Source organism: Photobacterium lutimaris, assembly GCF_003025555.1.
GTDB lineage: Bacteria > Pseudomonadota > Gammaproteobacteria > Enterobacterales > Vibrionaceae > Photobacterium > Photobacterium lutimaris.
Map to the genome: position 1 here is coordinate 1 of NZ_PYMH01000017.1, position 20531 is coordinate 20531.

Consider the following 20531-nt stretch of genomic DNA (forward strand, 5'->3'; position numbering starts at 1 on the left):
CCTTTCCTATAAATAGAATCGCTATTTTGTATTGGTCACTCAGTTTCATTGATAATTCTTTTGTTGACTATCATTTCACGAGTGCCCACACAGATTGCATGGTCAAATTGTTAAAGAACAATACTGACTGGTTAGCGGCTTAAGTTGCCGTTCTCCGTGTCAGTGAGGCGGCATTATAGAGACTTGAATCACTCTGACAAGGGTTTTCTTTAAAAAAAATTCCACCCGGCGATTATTTCTACTAATGTGAGAGAAACGCCTCTAAATTCAACATTAGAGGGGCGTCACACTCACTAGCTAGCAATTACAAGTCAATGAAAGTAATATCAATGTGACTTTGTTGTTAAAATAACCAATAACGCCTTCTTTTTTTTCTTATGACGATGTAGTTAACTTATGAAATTATCCAATCAATCTCTTAAACCGATTCTCGCAATCGCCATTGTTGGGGGCTTAGTATTTAGTTTTCTCCCCATCTACCCCGGCATTGCCTTTGCACTTGGAGCGATTTGCGCTGCTTTTATCCTGCCACTTATCCCAACTCAATCCTCATCTGCAGAACCAAACACAGCCCAAGCCAGTAAAACCCTTTACGTTGGCAACCTGCCTTATCGGGCCAATGAAAGTGAAGTAAAGAAGCTATTCTCTGAGCATGGTGAAGTCTTTGCTGTTCGCTTAATGAAAGATAAGCGAACAGGAAAAAGGCGAGGATTTGGTTTCGTTGTTATGAGCAGTAACGATACCGACAATGCGATTGCCCAATTAAATGATAAAGAATATGGTCAACGCACCCTGAAAGTCCGTGAAGCCAATGAGCCTAAGGCCGGGGAAACTGAAGAGTCCTAACTGGCGCTAGTTTCATTTCTGCCAAACTTTTATTGAGTGCCGCTGTGTTATTACCAGCGGCACTATTGTATGTCAGGTTAGGCTCAGTACTGGTTATCGTTATTACCCCCAGCAAGTCCTTTACCCTATTGGCAATCGCCCGCCCAGAGTCGACAATGATCACATCACCTTTGATGGCTTCAATTATTTCATCTTTAATTAACGGGAAATGGGTACACCCCAATACCACACAATCCACTTTCCCTTGCCATAGTGATAAAATCTCTTCAAGCTCGGAAATAGAAATCGGCTGACCACGCAGTTTTTGTTCCGCCATTTCAACCAACCGTGTTGATCCTATTCTTAGCACTTCACAATGACTAGCAAACTGGCTAATGAGCAGATCGGTATATTCACGTTGTACCGTCGCTGGTGTTGCCAAGAGCCCAATCACCTTCCGCATACTCAGCATAGCTGCAGGCTTTATTGCCGGAACCACACCAACAACAGGGATAGCTAAGCAATCGCGTAATGTTGGCAGCACAATCGTACTAGCGGTATTACAGGCAATCACGACTAAATCGATAACATGGCGCTCGACTAATAGAGTGACAATATGACGGGTTCGCTCTATAAGCTCTTCTTCAGGCAATTCTCCATAGGGAAAAGCTGCATCATCGAATGCATAGATATATTGAACGTTAGGCAGTTGCGCATATATTTCCTGATATACGGAAAGTCCACCTACACCGGAATCAAAAATCAGTACCCGCTTCACTCTCACTCTCTGCCGTGTTACTCACAAGGGGCAACATCATACTGCGAATTTAGGGCTTCAACAAAGTAACAGCGGTTATTTTTAAGTTAGACAATAGCGCTGATAATGAAAGCGATCCTGTCTTTCTATCTCCGTTAAACCGATACCTAACACCCCACGAAAGCATGGCGCCTCAACCACTAGAGTATGAAACTCGCCATCCTCACCACACGGATCAACCCCTGCAGGCAATGAAGCAATAAGATCACGGCTATACCACTGACCGCAGAAGCGCCCATCTAACTGGCTAGTATCGATAGTCGTTAATATTGTTTGGATACCCCGCTGAAGTATTTCGCTGGCCAATGCACTGCTTTCTTCTCCCATCAAAGGGAAAACACACTGCCACCCAGCAGGTTCGATATAACTGCGACGATAATCGGCAATCCCATTGCAGAACATGTCACCAAAAGCCACCGCCTCTATCCCCAAGTCACTCGTTCGCAATCCTTCAATCACCAGTGATTGATACACATCATTGGCAGGAAACACCTCTGGCAAGGGGATTTCGACTAATGGTAAGCCGGTTAAGGCAGCCTGCGCGCGTACCACCTCTAACGGGGTGGCTTGAAAAGGGACCTCGTCCGCGACATAGGTAGTATACAGACCCACCACATCATAACGGGGATCTTCCTGCAAACGGATAAGGGTTAAGGTCGAGTCTTTGCCGGAAGACCAGCTAACAATTGTTTTCAATGGACTCATGAGAATACGGCTCCATAAAAAAAGCCACCAAAAGGTGGCTTTTGTGTCGTTAGAACTGGTAGGTCACTGTGGCGTAGTAGCTACGCTCTTGGACGTTATAAGTTTCTTTCGCTACATAATCCTCGTCGAACAAGTTAGCGACTCGACCTCGTAGGATTAAGTTCTCGTTCCAGTAATAGCTTGCCGCCAAATCAACCAAGGTATAGGCATCCAAACTCTTGGTATTCGCAGCATCGTCATAGCTCTTACCTTTGTAAAGCGCACTGACATCAAACTGCCACTGGTCAAGCAAGTAGGAAACATTCCACTTCGCATTATGCTTAGAGCGGCGGATCAATTGTTTTTTGGTGCTGCTATCTTCGGCATCCAAATAGTCATAACTAATATCGTGGTATAACGGCCCCGTATTGAATCCAGCCGTTAACTCAAGCCCCTTGATCTGCGCTTCATCCACATTCATAGGGATCCAGTCGCTAAATGGGTTATCTGGGTCAATCGGCGCCCATGCAATGAGCTGATCGATGTCTGATTGGTAGGCTGTTGCTCGCCAGTCCAACAATGGGTGTGAGCCAGACAATGATATTTCATAGTTGGTCGACTCTTCTGGCTTAAGGTTCGGATTACCAGAGCCTGGCCAATACAGATCATTAAATGTCGGCGCTTTAAATGCGGTACCGACATTGGCTGAAATCTGATAGTTCACTAGGAAAGAATAAGCGACTGCAGCCTGCCAAGTATTATTACGACCATAGCTGTCATTATCATCCGTCCTTACGCTACCCTCTAACTGCAACCCTGCATCATTACGATAAATAGAAGTAAAATACAGCGCAGTATTGTCACGCTCATCTTCTGAAAAGGCAGTCGTACTATTGGATACTGAATCACGATACCACTCAACACCACCGCCGAATTCCAGATCGGTATTCAACTGGTAGTAATTTTGCCAATTCACTACATCACGCTTGGTTTTGATCTTGCTGCCTGCACTTATATCACTGAAGTTGCGCGCTTCATCTTGGTTCTGCGCAACAGTCAACTCGCTGATGAAGTTGTCATTGGTGTAACCCGCTTTGGCCGCCACATTATACAAAGATGATTCCGTTTGGGCGTTAGGGGTTGAAATGAAGTCCCCTGTTGTAAAGTCGAAGTACCCATCATCGTAATCGCTTTCACCGTCATGGTAGTAGCCTTGAAGACTGAGTGTCCAATTGTCATTTAGCTGGGTACCAATTTCAGCCACGATATTACTGTTCTTGAAACCGTCATCATCTTGCTCATACGGCTCCTTACGGGCAGAAAATCCATCAGCCTTTTCACCTTTAAGGGCGATTTTACCCCAGCTATTTTGCCCTAGCGATCCAGCAACGGAACCACCGAGTTGGTAGTAACCATCACTGCCTACCCCAGCACTGACCTCCGCCAACGTCTCACCCGGTTGATAAGCCGTAATAATATTCAGCACACCACCTACCGCATCTGAGCCATAAAGTGCCGCTCTTGAACCTCGGATAAACTCGATACGTTCAATACCCGTCAAGGGGATTTGGCTAAAGTCCGCACTGCCCAGCGTCGCACTGCCAATCCGGACACCATTGATCATCACAAGTAGGTGACGAGAGGTTGTACCGCGGACATACACTTCTGTATTTTGGCCATAACCTCCAGAGACCACCTGCACACCCGGCAAACGGCGCAAGACTTCTGCTAAGGACTTGGCTTGAATGGCATCAATCTCTTCTTTGGTAACAACAGAGACAGGGGCAATCACATTTTTGACAGATTGCTCAAATCTGTTGGCGGTCACCACCATCACTTCGTCAGACGAAGTCGCGGCAAAAACCATAGACGGCAGGCACAAGGGTGCCAACGCCACTGCTAAAAGCGTTTTTTTCATTATATAGATACCTTAAGTCGCGTTCATTCCTGAGCCACTGCTTGGCTCGGTACACTGGTCGGTCTTCGGACTTAAGAGCTTGGCCGGACGGCCACCTAGGCAACAACTTCCCACTTCAGGCATCTGCATTGCACAGATTGTAGAAGCAGTGTTCGAACTTAACGTCCATGTGCTTTCGTTCTCTATCACCGCTGCGCGTCAGTCACGGAATTTCACCGCGTTCCCCAGCCTGCAAGCAGGCTAACCAGCGCAATTGCATGCTAATTATCCTACATCTTAATGTCTAGTTGTTATTGCTTTGAGCGCGAAATAACGGTTGATTCACGATTTTATCCGGCACAACACTGGACATCGGTCAACAATACAATAAAATCTGGCGCTCTTATTTTGAGCAGTTTGAGGCAACCTCTATGGCATCCACCACAATCAATCCAGCTGAGTACCAACCACAGCTAGATGAAAAAGCAGCGCGTATTCAAAATATCTTTGCCGATTTTGATACACCTGAGCTTGAGGTGTTTGCCTCTCCTGCCGAACACTACCGTATGCGTGCCGAGTTCCGTGTATGGCATGAAGGCGAAGATCTTTACTACGTGATGTTCAACCAAGAGACCCGCGAGAAGTATCGCGTTGATCAATTCCCGGCGGCCAGTCGTTTGATCAATGATTTGATGCCCCTTTTGGTTGATGCACTAAAACCAGTGAAAGCCCTACGCCACAAGCTATTCCAAGTGGACTTCCTATCGACCCTTAGCGGCGAAATTCTGGTTTCCCTGCTATATCACCGCCAGCTAGATGCCGAGTGGGAGAAAGAAGCCGCCGCATTGAAACAGCGCCTGAATGACGAAGGCTTCAAGCTGAACTTTATCGGCCGCGCCCGCAAGCAGAAGATTGTGCTAGACCAAGAGTTTGTTATCGAGAAGCTACAGGTTAACGATCGCGTGCTGACGTACAAACAAGTAGAAAACAGCTTTACCCAGCCTAATGGTGAAGTGGCTCAAAAGATGTTGGAGTGGGCGGTTGACTGTACGCAAGAGAGCCAAGGCGATCTGCTTGAGCTGTACTGTGGTAACGGAAACTTCTCGCTTGCTCTCGCCAAGAATTTCGACCGCGTATTGGCCACTGAACTGGCGAAGCCATCCGTTGACTCAGCCCAGTACAACATTGCCGTGAACAGTATCGACAATGTCCAGATCATCCGGATGTCAGCTGAAGACTTTACCGATGCAATGGAAGGGCGCCGTGAGTTCCGTCGCCTGAAAGATCAAAATATCGACTTGCAGAGCTATAACTGCAACACGATTTTTGTCGATCCACCTCGTTCCGGTATGGACGAAGGGACCTGTCGCATGGTGCAGGGTTACGAACGTATCATGTACATCTCATGCAACCCAGATACGCTCAAAGAGAACCTAGAGATCTTATCTGAAACCCACCGCATCACCCGTTTCGCCCTGTTTGACCAGTTTCCGTATACCCACCACATGGAAGCGGGTGTTCTACTCGAGCGTAAATAGGCCCAACCAAAACAAAAAAGGCGCCAATCGGCGCCTTTTTTTGTTTATGTGACAACCGCTGCGGTTATGCTTCCGATTGTGCTTTTGGTGTCATGATACCCAGTTTGTAAGCAACCCAGAACAGAAGGCCCAACGCGAGAATCAAAGGTAGGAAATTCGACCCCATATCCGGTACCTGAGCACGGACAAATGCCGAATAGCCAAACGCGCCCACGAGGAAACAGGCAAATGCAATCGCAGGTGTGCCTTCGGCCATCGGCTTGCTCAAGTACTCTTGGTACAAGCAGTACAACGCCAATGCAAACGCAATTACTGGGAAGATAGAAAACGCCACCGCGCTTGAGGTAAACACTGCCAGTGTGGCATTACCACATAGGCCAGCCAGCAATGACAATACCAGCGTTTTACGTTCAGCTTTAGTTTGTTCCTTGTTCATATCCTTTCACCAACATAATAAAGTTAGAGTTTTTGCCTGAGCTCTCTGCGCTCACGCTCTTTGCGGTACCAATAAGCACCCTTTGCAATCATTCTCAATTGCAGAATCAATCTTTCTGCATGCTCTGCACGAGCATGGTTATCCAAATCCAGTGCCTCTGCCCCCGAACTGAAGACCAACGTTACCGATGCTTCTGCCTGGGTAAATGCCTCATCATGGGTCACCCCGGTTTTGGCCACGAGATATTCAGTAAGTTCCGCAACAAAGTGCTGGATCTCGCGGGCCACAGCAGCACGAAATGCCGGCGAGGTACCCGAACGTTCACGCAGCAGCAAACGGAATACGTTCGGACTGCTCTCGATAAACTCCATAAAGGTTTCCACCGAAGTACGGATCACACTCCCCTCTTTGGCAATACGCTGACGAGCCTGACGCATTAGCTGGCGAAGAATCAAACCGCCTTCATCGACCATTGTCAGGCCAAGCTCATCCATATCTTTAAAGTGACGATAAAACGAGGTCGGTGCAATACCGGCCTCTCTGGCCACTTCCCGCAAGCTTAAATTAGAAAAGCTACGTTCAGCACTTAGCTGATTGAAGGCAGCATCAATCAGTGAACGGCGGGTTTTCTCTTTCTGCTGAGCCCTGATTCCCATGGGGTTTTTGTTTCTCTTTGAATTATCTTGCGTCACATTGATAGTCACTATACGCGCTTTTTCACTGCCATCAAAACATAGTAAATCCTGACTGGCGCTTAATCAAAGTCGTTCTTGCTAGTTTTACTAGTAGCTCACAAACTCCACCACCAGCAAGGCGACAACCAAAACTCCCACCAACGTCCAACTTTTACCGAAAAGTTATCCCGGCAACGTGATCCTCCGCTCCCTATCGCAGAACGCTAATTCTACCTTGCTTTAGAAGAAGTTAAAATAACACGGTCGCAATGTTGCAAGAATGATAAGTAAGGCCAAGCATGACAAAAAGCAAACACGCTTCCACCCAACACTTTGATGCCATCATTATTGGCAGTGGTCCTGGTGGAGAAGGGGCGGCGATGGGGTTGACCAAGGCTGGGTTCAATGTCGCAATCATTGAACGTGAAGACAGTGTTGGTGGCGGTTGTACTCACTGGGGAACCATTCCTTCTAAAGCGCTACGCCATGCTGTCAGCCGGATCATCGAGTACAACCAAAATCCGCTCTACTGCAAGAACAACTCAACCTTGCACAGCACCTTCAGCCAGATCCTTGGTCATGCCGAGGACGTCGTCAACAAGCAGACCCGGATGCGCCAGGGCTTTTACGATCGCAACCAGTGCTCCATCATTTTCGGCGAAGCCTGTTTCACCGGTAGCCATAGCGTGATGGTGAAAAAACCCGATGGTAGCCGGGAGCATTACAGTGCCGACAAGTTTGTCATCGCAACCGGTTCACGCCCTTACCAGCCGGACGGTGTCGATTTCACCCACAGCCGGATCTACGACAGCGATTCCATCTTGCAGCTCAAGCATGATCCGCGCCATATCATTATCTATGGTGCCGGCGTCATCGGCAGTGAGTACGCCTCCATATTCCGTGGGCTGGGTGTCAAGGTCGATCTGATCAATACCCGGGATCGCCTGCTGGAATTTCTCGACAACGAGATTTCCGACTCCCTGTCTTACCACTTCTGGAATAGCGGGGTCATGATCCGCAACGGCGAAGTCTTCGACCAGATAGAAGGCACCGAAGACGGGGTGATCCTGCACCTGAAATCCGGCAAGAAAATGCGCGCCGATTGCCTACTCTATGCAAACGGGCGCACTGGTAATACCGACAAACTCAGCTTGGATAAAGTCGGCCTGACGCCGGACTCCCGCGGCCAATTAAAGGTTAACCAGAACTACTGTACCGATGTCGAGCATATCTATGCCGTGGGTGATGTGATTGGTTATCCAAGTCTTGCCAGTGCCGCCTATGACCAAGGCCGTTTTGTCGCCCAAGCGATTGCCAACGGCGCGGCTGAGGGCCAGCTCATCGACCATATCCCGACGGGGATCTACACCATACCGGAAATCAGTTCGGTGGGTAAAACGGAGCAGGAACTAACAGCCGAAAAGGTACCTTACGAGGTTGGCCGCTCGCAATTCAAACACTTGGCCCGGGCACAGATCGCCGGAACGGAAGTCGGCAGCCTTAAGATCCTATTCCACCGCGAGACGCGAGAGATCCTCGGGATCCACTGCTTCGGTGAACGTGCCGCCGAGATCATCCACATCGGCCAGGCGATCATGGAGCAAAAGGGGGAAGGCAATAACATCAACTACTTCGTCAACACCACCTTCAACTATCCCACCATGGCCGAAGCCTTCCGGGTCGCAGCACTCAACGGACTCAACCGGCTATTTTGACCAGCAAGGTAGATAGACCATTGAACAAAAACGGAGCCGAGGGCTCCGTTTTGTTTGCTAGTCACTGATTTCCATCAGCCGATTATCCGGAGTCAGTATCGATGACCACGGCAAACGCTCATCGCCAAGGGTGATAAAGTTAGGGTTTTCCAGCGTATCACGTTCATTGTAAGACAGCGGTGTCAGGTGGGTATTGAGGATCCGCCCACCTGCTTCTTCGACAATACACTGGGTCGCAGCCGTATCCCACTCGCCGGTCGGACCAAGACGCAGGTAGCAATCGACAGCACCTTCTGCAACCAGGCACGACTTAAGCGCTGCCGAGCCAAGTGGCACCAAATCATAGTTCAGCGCCGGATCTAAGCGGCTGGTGATCGCACCGATGTCTTGTCGGCGGCTTATCGCGACGGCAATCGACTGGGTAGGTAGCTGATGCTTGTGGGTGGAAATACGCACCGTTTCATCTTCCGGGGTGATTTTCCATGCCCCTTTCCCATGATAGGCATAGTACACCACCCCCGATACAGGCGCGTATACCACCCCCATGATCGGAGTATTGTTATCCACTAGTGCAATAATAGTGGCAAAGTCACCGCTACCCGCAATGAATTCCTGTGTGCCATCCAGCGGATCCACCAACCAGTATCGTTGCCATTGAGCACGTTCTGACAATGGCACATCAGCGTCTTCTTCTGACAATACAGGAATATCAGGTGTAAGTTCAGACAAGCGCCGGACCACCAGCTTATGCGCCGCCAAATCGGCGCTGGTTACCGGCGTATTGTCACTCTTAACTTGTTTTTCAAACTGTCCGCGCTGATAGATATCCAGGATCACCTGACCCGACGATCGGGCAATATCGATAACTTGCGGCAACAGGTTAGATAAGTCCATCTTCGCTCCTACTTTCCAAGTTGTTTGAGGGCAAGGAATAAAGCTGTAATACTTCTCGCCTCGGCAAAGTCCAAGTGGTGCAGCAATTCCTCAGCTTGGCTAAGCGGCCAGCGAACAATCTGCAATGGCTCCGGCTCATCACCTTCGAGCTTTTCCGGGTAAAGTCCCTGTGCCAGAAATAAGGTCATCTTGCTGGAGAAGTACGACGGTGCCAGCACCACTTCCTTGAGTGGTTGCAAATCATTCGCCCCAAAGCCGATCTCTTCTTTTAGCTCACGGTTTGCCGCTTCGGCTGCCGATTCACCTTGGTCAATCAGTCCCTTGGGGAATCCCAATTCATAGCGCTCGGTCCCTGCGGAATATTCCCGGATCAACAATAAGTCGCCTTGCTCTGACACCGGTACAACCAGTACTGCGTGACGCGCTGAGGGTTTCATCCGCTCATAAGTCCGCTCTACACCGTTGGAAAACCGTAGGTCGAGCGATTCAATCTTGAACAGTCGGGATTGGGCAATCACTTCTGTTGCCAAAATTTCGGGTTTGTTGTGTTCCGCAGCCATGTAATGTCCTATTCCAGGGAAAGCGGCTTACCGCAAACGACGCGGCAACCAAGACAAGAACTGCTATTTAATGGCATGCCGCAAAGGAAATAAAGTAATTTGTGAGGAAAACGTTAACCCGACGAATAAAGCCGGGTTAACATTTATAGCCGTCCGCTATAAGAAATTTTGTACTGCCCTTTAGGATCGGGGGTACCCAGCCACTTGAGCTGTTGGCCGAGTTGAGGAGGAAACTGCGCCCCGGGCTTGAACCAACCCGCCAACGAATAGGTGTTGCCAGGCGCCAGTGATGCCTGCCACTCGCTGGACACGTCATCAGAAGACTGGGAGACATCCGCCAGCAACTTACCCTGCTCACAAGCTAAATCCGCGATAACCGGGCCGGGATCTAACGCTCCCAGCGGTGAAGACACCTGTGCTGCCGTCCACGCCAGCGCACCGTCTAGCTGGGCACAGTATGGCGCTTCAAATGTATAGTCACGCAACGTCAGTTCGAGGTTGCCATTGACCAATACCGGCAAGGCTGTCGGTGAGAACTTGAGCACTTCGCTAGCAGGCATAGAGACCAGCAGGTTCTCGGCAAACGGCCCGCTTCCGGCATAGCCTACAATACCCCGCCCCTGCAGTTTCATCTCACTGCCCTGACCAAACCGGACATCCAACTTCAGCTTGCCGGTCAGCAAGGAGAGCACTTGCATATCCCACTGTACCCGACCGAAGTTTTTACCCTGCCAACGGATCTGACTGGCCGAGCCCTGCCAAGGTGTCCCCCGGATCCCCGAAACATCTAAGCCCCGGATATTCGGTGCCTGTTGCCATACCCAACTCGCCGGAATATGAGCCACCAGGCTGCCCACTAATACCGCGCCAAACGAGGCGCCCAGTAATAACTTATACTTCACAATTACCCCCGCCCTAACTGCAAGCGGTTAACCTCGACCACACCAGTACGATCAGCTTTCGACACATCCAAGAACTGGGCATCGATACCATGCTCATCACGCAAAAAAGCCAGCCAGTTGATCAGCGTATTAAAGGGCAGCGGCTGGACCCATACCTGTACCGATTCACTGCGTGGCTGCATCCGGATCAATTCAATATTGAACTGGCGAGTCGTTTCATTGACCACCTGGTTCAACCCTTTATCGCTCACTGAACCTGTCGCGCCGCTAGCACCGCGCAGCGACAGAATTTCATCGGCCTTGGTTTTCACCCAGCTCAGTAACTGGCGCTCGCTCTGCAGGCGACGTTCGGTGTTATCCGCCGACGCTGCCATCGGTTGCCATATTCCCCAGTAGAGAACCGCAACGAACAAGGCCGCTCCCCCGCCTAATACCAATTTCTGCTCCCGCTGGTTCAAGCCTTTCCACCACGCGTTCATGATTTTCTCCTTAGTACGATGGCACCGGTTACCTGATTCCCCTCACGGTTCAGCTGCCCAAGTTCGACCTCGAAGTCTTCATCCAACATGGTTCTTAGCTGCTCGAAATGCTGGAACTCAGAGGCGACCGCCTGGAAGCGCATTTCATTGCGGTTCTGATCATAACGAAAGTTCTGCACCGACAACTGCGAGACCTTGGCCAATGATGGCTGGAGCTCTGCCAGCCAATGCAGAATACCTTCCGTACTGCCTCCGCCACCCAAGCGGGACAGCTCACTGTTCATTTGTCGCTTGAGGTAACTCTGCGACGGCACGCGCTGGAACTGAGGCAGTACCTGGCGGAAAATACGCTCACTCTCTGCCTTATAGGCCAGCGCTTGCTGCTCCATCGCCTGTACTGAAATGACATGCTCTGCCACCAATACCGCCATCAGCACCCCGGCAGCAATAGCCACCTTGCGCCATGGCTTAAGGAACTTACGCCACGCTGGTTGTTGCTTATATCGGCCCGAGAGCAAGTTCGCCTTGCTCTCTGCGGCTCCCTGCGCTAGCAGTTGCATTACCAGCTCAGGCGTTTCAGCCACCCATTGACCCGGCATATTTTCAGGGGCAGGGGTGTAATAATGCACCACAAGATCATCATCTAGCGCGACTTCCTCCGGTTCAGGCAGATCATCCGTGTCAGCCTGTGCGCTATGTGTGTCTTGCTCACCGGCCACTCTCTGTGTCTCAAGCCATGGCGCCAGCCAGGCGCGCTCAGCACCAATCCCTAGAGATCCCGACTGGCGGATCAACCACATGCCATCGAGCTCAGCGGCGGTAAAGCCGTTGTCGAACAGCGGCAGACACAAACAGTCGGGCAGCAAAGCCTTTATTTCTATACCAGCATCTTCCAGCGCCGCTAACCATAGCGCCACTTTTTGATGCTCGACCACCGCGACCTGAGCCATATCACCGCTTTTCTGAAGCAGATGTACATGCAAGCTATCCACATCCTGCGCCAGCTCTTCTTCCAGTAAGAACGGCAATACCGCCGACAGCTGCCGGCTACTGCCAGCTGGAATGGCGATCTCGGTCAGCAATACATCGCCCGCCGGTACCAATCCATAGACAACGCGCTGGCTGGCATAATCGGCAATCTCGCTCAGCTGGCTGATCGCCTCAAGCTGGCCTGATGCGATAACTTCTTTTTGCTGTGGCGACCAGACAAGCCATTGCACCGGCTGATCAGCACGGCTACTTAGCCTGATTGTCAGAAATTCGCTCACTCACTCCTCCATAACGGCGACGCACTACCGTCACCGTGTCTTCACTATCTCGTTTGAGCAAGGCCACTAACCTCACCCTAGACCGATCGACCAATACCTCGGTATCCATCTGAAAATAATCACTACTGATCGCCAAGAAATCCTTGGCCTGATCTTTTACCGAAGCATCCACACTGGCCAGCTGTGACTCACCGAGAAAATCATCAACATTATCCCAGCCATCATATGGCCGGTCAGCAATCAACTTCTGGGCATCCGACAGCGACAACCGTGGTGAGAACAGTGCCACCAAGATAGGCGCCTGCTGCTCGAACAGCGTATTGACATTAATCGCCAGCGTCGTCGTGGGGATGGCACAGATCTGATGGCGCAACTTATCAAAAATAGCCGCCGTTACACCGTTCACGGCTCGCAACTCACTGGCATCGGCCATCCAATCTCGCGGGGGAAGGTAAGGCGGACGAAAGCCTTCATAGGTACTGTCGCCAGCCCCAAAGGCAGCATTGACTTTCTCATCTGTGTCGACGTATTCCCATACCGAGTCGGCGACGACCTCGGCGTCATAGCTATCGACACCGGTTTCTTCTATCAAGGTCTGCAGTACCGTCACGATATAGGGCTTGGTACTGCTCCCGGTTGTCGGTTGAACACCCGACAGGGCATTGAGGTTAAAGCACGCCTGGCGATCGATAATATCACCAATGGCCTCTCCGCCCTCAAGCGGATAACGCTGGCCCTGAGTGGCCCAAGCCTGACTCAGGTTGACCGTATCGCTATCGTCAATCCCTTGCTTGATCGCCACCTTGGCCAACTCTTCCATCCCCTGCGCATACCAATAGGCCTGCTGATTCTGGATTTGATTTTCGACCCGGTAAAAATTGAGGTGGAGCCGTTCGGTCATCTGCACCGCCAGTAAGGTCATCAGCGACAGCAGCAACAGCACCACAATCAGAGCAACACCACGCTGCTGCCTGAACGGCGTGAAATTATTCATCATCACCTGCCTCTAAAGCCGAGGTCGGCAGCATATACACCCGCTCGATATCGCCGTAGTCCTCAAGCGTCAGTTTTATCATCACCCCTTCCGGCAAAGCGGCAGGCTTGTCCCAGGTTTCCAGCCACGTCTTGTCGCTGTAGAACCGGAATGACATCGCCTCGACTCCGGGCAAGAGCCCCCTAACCAAGGCTTCAGTGCCCACCACACTGTCTGGATAACGGAACCAGACCCGCTCCAGCTGTTCGTCGACAATCCGATAGCCAACCTTGACGTTCTCTCCGCGCGGAAACATCTGCTGTGGGTTCTGCCACCCGGTACGGGTAAACAAAATGCCGTAGCTCGACGAGTCCAGCAGGTACTCCCGGCTCTGGAATATCCGGTCACTGACAGCCTCCCCCTGATTGCGCACCTTACGGGCAACCACCTGGCGAAAATCATTGTCCATCATGATCATGGCTCGCTGGATGTCTTTAAGCCGCTCGCTATGCTCACGAGACTGGGCATCGCTTCGCTGTACCCCGTTCATTACCTGATAGGCCGACAGACTCAGCATGGCAAATACGGCAATGGCCACCAGCACTTCCAGCAAGGTAAAACCAGACTGGCCAGATTTGTTTTGACCGGCTACGTAATGGCGAGACATGCGCTGGCGGGAGGTAGAATTAATTCTCAACATAGGTTCTCAGTGACACCACCGACTTCTTGCGCGCTTCATCTGTTGCTACCGTCACATCCAGTGCCCGCAGGAAGCCGTCTGCGGTTTTGGTGCTTTTAATCGACCAATACCAGTCACGTCCAGCCAGCTCGGATTTCCCGCGTTTGACCGACGTCGGGATCTCACCCGACAATCTAACTTTGGCCATTTCATTATCAGCCACCATGGCGGCAAACGTTTTTTCCTCAAGATAACCCAAGGTATTGAGGTGCTGGCTAACCGCTCTCATCACACTGAGTGCTGCCGTCGCAAACACCGCCAGTGCCACCAACACCTCAAGTAAGGTCATGCCCCGATCACGCCGGGTGGTCAATGGGTGTTTCACTGCTGGGTGTTCTCCTGCACGCTGGCGATAGTCTCGCCCGGCGGCAACAGGAACAACTGACCCAATTCATCGGCCTGTACTCGCCAAAACTGGTTCTCGCCCGTCACTTCAAACTCCAACGAAAAAGGGGTGTATTCCCCACTGGCCATCACCACCACCTGCGGGGGTTTTATCTTGTCTTTGTCAGTTTGCTCAGCAAACAAGTCTTCATTAAACAGCGAGCCCGGCTTGAACAAGCGATCCTTGTCCTGCCAGGAGTAACTGCCAATTTCCACAACCAAACGGATCTCTTCGGGCATCTCCACCTCGGTGAAGAACTTCGAAGATTCCAGTGGCTGCCAGTCCTGACTGGTTAGCTGAAGAAACTGGTACCGATTACGCTCAATCCGCACACCGTAGTCGTAACCATTGAGCAAAGCATCCTCGCCCAGCAGCTGGACGAGGTAGTGAAAGCGCGCAGCTTCCTTCCTGACGTTATCCTCCTTGCTCTCGGGCAAGGCCACGATAACGGCCACGGCACTGGTTGCCAAAAGCACCAGTACCAGCAGTATCTCTATCAGGGTAAAACCCGCTGCACGCTTACTTATCATCACAACTTAGAAGTCCAGCATGTTCCAGTTACCGATATCGGTATTGATACCTTCACCGCCTTCCTGACCATCAGCACCCAGGCTGAAAATATCGACGGCGCCGTGCTCACCCGGCATCACGTACTGGTATGGATTGCCCCAAGGATCGTTTGGCAAACGGCGGATATAACCACCATCGCGGTAATTACGCGGCTCCGGGCTGGAAGAAGGCTTGCTCACCAATGCCTCAAGGCCCTGATCCGTAGTTGGGTACACACTGTTATCCAGTTTGTACATGTCCAATGACTGCTCTAACGCGCTGATATCGGTCACGACTTTCTGCTGATCGGCTTTTTCCTTGTTACCTAATAGGTTAGGTACCACCAAGCTGGCCAATACCCCAAGGATAACGATCACGACCATGACTTCCAGCAGCGTAAAGCCGCGTTGTTTGCGTTGCATTGAGAAAACCTCCAAAAATTACATTCCGACCATATTGTTCAAAGCAATGATCGGCATAAGGGTAGCAATAACAATAAACATCACGATGCCAGCCATCGCGACGATCAATAAGGGTTCAAAAATTCCGAGCGCCATATTTACCAGCGACTCGAAATCACGGTCTTGGTTGTCGGCAGCACGGGTAAGCATCTGCTCGAGTTCCCCACTGCGCTCACCACTGGCAATCATGTGCAGCATCATCGGGGGAAAGATTTTGGTCTGCTCCAGCGAAACCCGAAGGCTCGAGCCTTCGCGCACCTTGTCTGCCGCTTCGCGGATCTGCTGGTTGACCCAGGTGTTGGTCATCACATCCGACGCCACTTTCATGCCTTCCAGCAGCGGAATGGCACTCGACGTACAAATAGACAGCGTCCGGGCAAAGCGTGAGGTGCTTAGGCCCCGGGCAACTTTACCGATGACCGGTAAGCGCATGACCCAGCGGTCCCACTTCAGCCGGAAGTCCGGCCGCTTGAGGGCTATCTTGAGCAGCATCACCACAGCCGCGATAACCAGCAATACCACCAAGCCCCAGTTCTGGACAAAGTCACTGGCGGCCAGCAAGATTTCGGTAATGGTCGGCAACTGTTGGCCCATCTGGACAAACTGATCGACAATCTTCGGGACCACGGTGGCCAACAAAAAGGCTACCACGGCAATCGCGATCAACGTCAGCATGGTTGGGTAGATCATTGCCTGCTGCAGTTTGCTGCGCATTTTTTGGCGATTTTCAGTGTAATCCGCCAAGCGGTTCAACACGGTATCCAGGTGACCAGATTTTTCACCCGCCGCCACCATGGCCCGAAACAGCTGATCAAAGATGTGCGGATATTCCGCCAATGAATCGGAAAGGGTATACCCTTCGACCACCCGGGAACGAACCGCCAACAGCATGTTTTTCAGCCGTGGTTTCTCGCTCTGCTCGGCCACGGCCTTCAGGCACTCTTCAAGAGGCATCGATGCCTGTACCAAGGTTGCCAACTGACGGGTGATCAGTGACAGTTCAGTGGTACTGATCCCCCGGCGTAGCTGAAAACCGCCACTGGCTTTTTTCTTCTCGCGCTCGCGGGTCTGTACCACTTCTACCGGGATCATCCCCTGCTCACGGAGTTGCTGACGAATTTGCCGCGCCGTATCTCCTTCAAGGACCCCTTTCTTCTGGCGTCCTTTGGCATCCAGGGCTTTGTATTCAAACGCCGCCATCGGTTAGCCCTCCTTGGTCACCCGCATTACTTCCTCAAGGGTAGTAATACCGGCTCTAACTTTGGACAAGCCATCATCACGAATGCTTGGGGTATAGGAGCGAATGGCTTTTTCAATCGCCATCTCACCGGCTTCAGCGTGGATCAACTCCTGGACTGAATCATCGATCATCAACAATTCATGGATACCGGTTCGACCACGGTACCCTTTGCTGTTACAGGCTTCACAGCCTTTAGCATGGTAAAGGATCAGACTCTCTTCTGCCGAGAGGCCGAACAGCTTCTTCTGCTCGGTATCGGCGTCATACGGTTCACGGCAGGTCGGGCAAAGGGTCCGGACAAGACGCTGTGCCAGTACCCCAAGCAGGGAAGAGGACACCAAAAAAGGCTCAATCCCCATATCACGCAATCGGGTAATCGCACCCACTGCGGTATTGGTGTGCAGGGTCGACATTACCATGTGGCCGGTCAACGAGGCCTGCACCGCGATAGAGGCCGTTTCAAGGTCTCGGATCTCACCGACCATCACCACGTCGGGATCCTGACGCAAGATAGCACGTAAGCCACGGGCAAACGTCATGTCCACTTTCGGGTTAACCTGAGTCTGGCCGATACCGTCGATATCAAATTCAATCGGGTCTTCAACCGTCAGGATATTACGCTCTCTGCCGTTAAGCTCCTGCAGGCCAGCATACAAGGTGGTCGACTTACCCGAACCTGTCGGGCCGGTCACCAGAATAATGCCGTGCGGACGTTCAATAAGGTGGCGGAAGTTGGCATGGTTAGCTTCGGTCATTCCCAAGCTATAGAGATCCAGTCGGGTTGCGTTTTTGTCGAGCAAGCGCAGTACCACCCGCTCGCCATGGGAGGACGGCATGGTTGATACACGCACATCCACCGCACGGCCACCTATCCGCAACGAAATACGGCCATCCTGCGGTACCCGCTTCTCGGCAATATCCAACCGGGCCATTACCTTGATACGCGATACCAGCAACGGGGCCAATTTACGGCTCGGCTGTAAAACTTCACGCAGTACGCCATCAACCCGGAAACGAATAGACAACACTTTCTCGAACGTCTCGATGTGGATATCCGACGCAGCTTCTTTGATCGCTTCGGCCAACATGGCATTGATCAGCTTGATGATAGGTGCGTCATCTTCCGACTCAAGCAAGTCCTCGGTTTCGGGTAACTCTTCAGCCAACGCGAAGAAGTCATCGCTGTCCGAACCGAGATCTTCCATCAACTGGCGGGCTTCGGAGGAGTCACGCTGGTACGCCTCGGTCAATTTAAGCTCGAACGCTTTGTCTTCCAATGGATACGGGACAAAACTGCCACCTGCCACCCGGCGGATTTCCGCCAGTACCGAACCAGAGATCTGGCCGCTGTAATACAGCGCGACATTTTGCTCCAATACTTCAAGCACCACCCGGTGGCGCTTGGCAAAAGAGAAAGGCAGCCGGAACAGCGGCTGCTTATCCTGTTCCTGGCTCAAATCATGCATTACGGTTTGCCCTCCAACTGGGCAACAAAGGCGCGAACCTCAGGCGGCAACGCAATATCTTCACCGTATCTCGGCAGTACCGGCATTTCCATATCCGGCATCAAGCGCAGACCCTGATCCGCTTTGTATAGCTGCTCGGCGCGGATGTAATTGTACTTACGCTGGGTGATACCATCGGCCGTCACCCCATCGCGGATAATTGTCGGCTTGATAAACACCATCAGGTTGGTCTTGGCCGTGGTGGTGTTGGTCGATTTGAACAGGTGACCGAGGACCGGAATATCCCCCAGGATAGGGATCTTCTGCTCACTCTCATTGGTTTGCTCTTGGATCAGGCCCCCCAGTGCCAGCATCTGACCGTCTTGGATCAGCACGCTGGTCGTGAGCTGGCGCTTGGAGAAACGGACGTCGACGGCACCATCGGCCCCCAGAACGTTAGAGACTTCCTGCTCGATTTTCAGTTGGACCGAGTCCCCTTCGTTGATCTGAGGCGTCACATTCAGCTTGATGCCCACTTCTTTTCGCTCAACGGTCTGGAACGGGTTATCATTGTTCGAGCTCGAGGTCGAGCCTGTCACAACCGGGACTTCCTCACCGACAATGAATGAAGCTTCGCCATTGTCCATCACGGTAATACTCGGCGATGATAGAATATTGGAATTACGATCTGAGGCAACGGCATTGACCAGCATAGTCCAGTCACCCATCATGATCCCCAGCGCCGCACCGTTGACCCCCCCCAGCACACTGGCCAAGGTACTAAAATCACCGTCTTCAGTAATAGTACGGGTCTGCTCAATACCATTGGCATCGAGATAAGTTTCAGTTCGAGTTGAAGTTTTAGCGTCTTCAAGACCGATAGCATACTGGGAAATCGGTACACCCGAATTACCGAACTGGATCACTCCACCGTCAGTGGTGCCCCACTGAACACCGAAGTTGACCCCGTCACCTTCAGCAAGTTCGACAATCATCGCTTCGATCAGTACCTGGGCACGGCGGATATCCAACTGAGCAATGATATTTTCCAGTGCACGCATAATATCTGGCGGCGCGGTCAAGATCAGCGAGTTGGTATCAACGTGGGCCGAAATCATGACTTGGGAATTACTGCTGGATGTCGCTTTGGCGTTACCCTGCTTTTCTGCCTGCAGGTTATCGGATACCCCCTTAAGGACATCGACCATCTCTTCGGCGTTGGCATATTTCAAATAAACCACGCGGTTGTTACCCGACGAGGCCATTTCAACATCCAACTGGCGGATCAGACGGCGAAGCCGGTCACGCACCTGCGGGTCCCCCGATAGCAAAACCGAGTTAGTACGATCATCTGCAACTAACTTAGGTTGCAGGAATTCAGGCGTTGATTTCGCATCAGCCGTCTTGTTCAACGCATCGACGATACGGACCATTTCCGCCGCAGAAGCATTGCGCAATTCGACCACATCGATCTCTTTGTCACCGGCACGGTCAACCCGCTCGATAATTTCCGCCAAGCGGTTCACGGTTGCCGCACGCCCGGTGATCATAATGATATTGGCCGGGTCGTAGTGCACCACATTACCGGCACCAGCGTTATCGTTCAGCTGACGCAGCAGCGGCGACAACTCACGTACCGATACATTGCGAACCGCGATAACGCGCGTTACAACCTGATCACCGGTGATGTTGCTGTTATCGCCCACCACAGGGATAGCTGAGATCTTGGCATCTTTATCACGGACAACCTTGAGTACACCGTTCTCCATTTCAACCACGGCAAAACCATAGACTTCGAGTACATTCAGGAAAAACTGGTAGTACTGCTCATCATTGAGCAAATCATAACTGCGAACGTTGACCTGACCACGCACCGCCGGATCCACGATGATGGTTTTCTGCAGGTTCCGCCCTACGATGTTAATAAACTCCTGAATGTCTGTTCCTTTGAAGCTGGCACTAAACTCACTCGCCAATGCAGAACTGCACATCAAGCTGCCTAATAACCAGAGGGCACTTTTACCCATCCATTTTTTCACAAAAAACTCCT

21 protein-coding genes and 1 riboswitch are annotated in these 20531 nt (G+C 51.5%); of the genes, 3 read left to right on the forward strand and 18 right to left on the reverse strand.

Annotation, left to right across the window (positions count from 1 at the left end; all coding sequences use genetic code 11):
* The first annotated feature begins 396 nt into the window (after positions 1 to 396).
* Positions 397 to 846 carry an RNA recognition motif domain-containing protein gene (locus C9I99_RS23705; protein ID WP_107351303.1) on the forward strand — a complete coding sequence of 150 codons (450 nt, stop codon included), beginning with the start codon at positions 397 to 399 and terminating at the stop codon, positions 844 to 846.
* On the opposite strand, the gene murI is transcribed toward C9I99_RS23705, so the two are convergent.
* The 3 genes from murI to C9I99_RS23720 form a co-directional block, all read right to left on the reverse strand.
* Positions 818 to 1603, reverse strand: a complete 786-nt coding sequence (gene murI / locus C9I99_RS23710; RefSeq protein ID WP_107351304.1) for a glutamate racemase — start codon at positions 1601 to 1603, stop codon at positions 818 to 820. The two genes, C9I99_RS23705 and murI, sit on opposite strands and share 29 nt — an antisense overlap.
* Before the next feature lie 81 nt (positions 1604 to 1684).
* Positions 1685 to 2347 (reverse strand): Dph6-related ATP pyrophosphatase, encoded by a 663-nt coding sequence (locus tag C9I99_RS23715; RefSeq protein ID WP_107351305.1) that lies wholly within the window; start codon positions 2345 to 2347, stop codon positions 1685 to 1687.
* Between the two features lie 49 nt (positions 2348 to 2396).
* Positions 2397 to 4244, reverse strand: coding sequence for a TonB-dependent receptor domain-containing protein (locus C9I99_RS23720; protein ID WP_107351306.1), 1848 nt, complete (start codon positions 4242 to 4244; stop codon positions 2397 to 2399).
* A gap of 39 nt (positions 4245 to 4283) precedes the next feature.
* Positions 4284 to 4508, reverse strand: a riboswitch (cobalamin riboswitch).
* A 146-nt stretch (positions 4509 to 4654) separates the two neighbouring features.
* Between C9I99_RS23720 and trmA the strand changes: the two genes are divergently transcribed.
* Positions 4655 to 5761: a tRNA (uridine(54)-C5)-methyltransferase TrmA gene (gene trmA / locus C9I99_RS23725; RefSeq protein ID WP_107351307.1), complete on the forward strand. Its 1107-nt coding sequence runs from the start codon at positions 4655 to 4657 to the stop codon at positions 5759 to 5761.
* 64 nt (positions 5762 to 5825) lie between these two features.
* Here the strand turns inward: trmA and C9I99_RS23730 are convergent, their stop codons facing one another.
* Both C9I99_RS23730 and fabR read right to left on the reverse strand, forming a co-directional pair.
* The gene (locus tag C9I99_RS23730; RefSeq protein WP_107351308.1) at positions 5826 to 6197 is read right to left on the reverse strand and encodes a YijD family membrane protein; all 372 of its coding nucleotides are present in this window, start codon (positions 6195 to 6197) and stop codon (positions 5826 to 5828) included.
* 23 nt (positions 6198 to 6220) lie between these two features.
* Positions 6221 to 6853, reverse strand: a complete 633-nt coding sequence (gene fabR / locus C9I99_RS23735) for an HTH-type transcriptional repressor FabR (RefSeq protein WP_107351309.1) — start codon at positions 6851 to 6853, stop codon at positions 6221 to 6223.
* Positions 6854 to 7170: 317 nt separating this feature from the next.
* Between fabR and sthA the strand changes: the two genes are divergently transcribed.
* Complete coding sequence (gene sthA, locus C9I99_RS23740; RefSeq protein ID WP_107351310.1) at positions 7171 to 8586, forward strand: Si-specific NAD(P)(+) transhydrogenase; 1416 nt, start codon at positions 7171 to 7173, stop codon at positions 8584 to 8586.
* Between the two features lie 57 nt (positions 8587 to 8643).
* On the opposite strand, the gene cysQ is transcribed toward sthA, so the two are convergent.
* From cysQ to gspD, 13 genes are all read right to left on the reverse strand, one after another.
* Positions 8644 to 9480: a 3'(2'),5'-bisphosphate nucleotidase CysQ gene (cysQ, locus tag C9I99_RS23745; RefSeq protein ID WP_107351311.1), complete on the reverse strand. Its 837-nt coding sequence runs from the start codon at positions 9478 to 9480 to the stop codon at positions 8644 to 8646.
* A gap of 8 nt (positions 9481 to 9488) precedes the next feature.
* On the reverse strand, positions 9489 to 10040 hold the full coding sequence (gene nudE / locus C9I99_RS23750) for an ADP compounds hydrolase NudE (protein WP_107351312.1): 552 nt from the start codon (positions 10038 to 10040) through the stop codon (positions 9489 to 9491).
* Positions 10041 to 10183: 143 nt separating this feature from the next.
* On the reverse strand, positions 10184 to 10942 hold the full coding sequence (locus C9I99_RS23755; RefSeq protein WP_107351313.1) for a type II secretion system protein N: 759 nt from the start codon (positions 10940 to 10942) through the stop codon (positions 10184 to 10186).
* Positions 10943 to 10944: 2 nt separating this feature from the next.
* Positions 10945 to 11421, reverse strand: coding sequence for a type II secretion system protein M (locus tag C9I99_RS23760; protein ID WP_107351314.1), 477 nt, complete (start codon positions 11419 to 11421; stop codon positions 10945 to 10947).
* Positions 11418 to 12689, reverse strand: a complete 1272-nt coding sequence (gene gspL, locus C9I99_RS23765) for a type II secretion system protein GspL (protein ID WP_107351315.1) — start codon at positions 12687 to 12689, stop codon at positions 11418 to 11420. The genes C9I99_RS23760 and gspL overlap by 4 nt, the downstream gene beginning before the upstream one ends.
* Positions 12658 to 13686, reverse strand: coding sequence for a type II secretion system minor pseudopilin GspK (gspK, locus tag C9I99_RS23770; RefSeq protein WP_243734694.1), 1029 nt, complete (start codon positions 13684 to 13686; stop codon positions 12658 to 12660). Before gspK ends, gspL begins: the two co-directional genes overlap by 32 nt.
* Positions 13676 to 14362, reverse strand: coding sequence for a type II secretion system minor pseudopilin GspJ (gene gspJ / locus C9I99_RS23775; protein WP_420849266.1), 687 nt, complete (start codon positions 14360 to 14362; stop codon positions 13676 to 13678). The genes gspK and gspJ overlap by 11 nt, the downstream gene beginning before the upstream one ends.
* The gene (gene gspI / locus C9I99_RS23780) at positions 14349 to 14726 is read right to left on the reverse strand and encodes a type II secretion system minor pseudopilin GspI (RefSeq protein WP_275937940.1); all 378 of its coding nucleotides are present in this window, start codon (positions 14724 to 14726) and stop codon (positions 14349 to 14351) included. Before gspI ends, gspJ begins: the two co-directional genes overlap by 14 nt.
* Positions 14723 to 15313, reverse strand: a complete 591-nt coding sequence (gene gspH / locus C9I99_RS23785; protein ID WP_107351389.1) for a type II secretion system minor pseudopilin GspH — start codon at positions 15311 to 15313, stop codon at positions 14723 to 14725. Before gspH ends, gspI begins: the two co-directional genes overlap by 4 nt.
* A gap of 9 nt (positions 15314 to 15322) precedes the next feature.
* On the reverse strand, positions 15323 to 15757 hold the full coding sequence (gene gspG / locus C9I99_RS23790) for a type II secretion system major pseudopilin GspG (RefSeq protein ID WP_166645514.1): 435 nt from the start codon (positions 15755 to 15757) through the stop codon (positions 15323 to 15325).
* An 18-nt stretch (positions 15758 to 15775) separates the two neighbouring features.
* Positions 15776 to 16996, reverse strand: coding sequence for a type II secretion system inner membrane protein GspF (gene gspF / locus C9I99_RS23795; protein ID WP_107351317.1), 1221 nt, complete (start codon positions 16994 to 16996; stop codon positions 15776 to 15778).
* A 3-nt stretch (positions 16997 to 16999) separates the two neighbouring features.
* Positions 17000 to 18502: a type II secretion system ATPase GspE gene (gspE, locus tag C9I99_RS23800; RefSeq protein ID WP_107351318.1), complete on the reverse strand. Its 1503-nt coding sequence runs from the start codon at positions 18500 to 18502 to the stop codon at positions 17000 to 17002.
* Positions 18502 to 20520 carry a type II secretion system secretin GspD gene (gene gspD, locus C9I99_RS23805; RefSeq protein WP_420849265.1) on the reverse strand — a complete coding sequence of 673 codons (2019 nt, stop codon included), beginning with the start codon at positions 20518 to 20520 and terminating at the stop codon, positions 18502 to 18504. The genes gspE and gspD overlap by 1 nt, the downstream gene beginning before the upstream one ends.
* Between the last annotated feature and the right edge of the window lie 11 nt (positions 20521 to 20531).